The organism is Clostridium liquoris, assembly GCF_002995785.1.
In the GTDB taxonomy this organism is placed as follows: Bacteria; Bacillota; Clostridia; order Clostridiales; family Clostridiaceae; genus Clostridium_AO; species Clostridium_AO liquoris.
Genome location: NZ_PVXO01000059.1, coordinates 1 through 871, shown reverse-complemented (window position 1 = coordinate 871; position 871 = coordinate 1). Strand labels below are relative to the sequence as shown.

Genomic DNA, 871 nt, shown 5'->3' with positions numbered 1-871 from the left:
TTCCATTAAATATTGAGTACATGATTCCAAATAATGATTCGGTGCGTTTGCTAAGTCAGTTTGTAGAGGAGATGGACTTAACAGATTTATATTCGACTTATTCCCGATTAAGGGAAAATCAGGCTACGCCTCGTCAGATGCTGAAGATTGTACTTTACTCTTATATGAATCATAATTATTCATCAAGATCAATGGAGCTATCCTGCAAAAGAGATGTAAATTTCATGTACCTTTTAGAAGGTTCACCAGTACCAGATCATTCTACCTTTGCAAGGTTTCGTAGTCTTCACTTCGCTCCATGTTCAGAAACAATTATGGCTGAAATGACAAATTTTCTTTATGATATTGGAGAAATATCAGGAGATTCTATATTTATTGATGGTACAAAAATAGAAGCATGTGCTAACAAGTATACTTTTGTTTGGAAAAAAGCAGTTTCAAAAAATTTGGAGAGATTACTTTCTAAATTAGCTGATTTCGTAGCTGAATGTGAGGAACTATATGGAATAAAGCTTGTATACGATAACAAAGTAAAAATGAAGCATGTAAAAAAGCTACGCAAGAAGCTTTATGCCTTGAAACAAAAAGAAAATATTGAATTTGTACATGGATGTGGTAAAAGAAAAACTCCAATTCAACGTTCTATCGAAAAACTCGAGGAATATCTTAATAAATTAAAAGAATATACACAAAAAATTCATACCTGCGGCAAGCGTAATAGTTATTCAAAAACAGATAAAGATGCAACATTTATGAGGATGAAAGAAGACGCCATGAAAAACGGTCAATTAAAACCTGCTTATAATGTGCAGCATGGAGTTGATTCTGAATATATAGTGTGGCTTACTGTTGGCGCTCAGCCTGCTGACAC

The 871-nt window shown here is 33.6% G+C and carries 1 protein-coding gene; it reads left to right on the top strand.

The window, feature by feature from the left end; all coding sequences use genetic code 11:
- On the top strand, window positions 1-871 hold an 871-nt coding region (locus CLLI_RS11010), incomplete at both ends, for a transposase (RefSeq protein WP_242975588.1).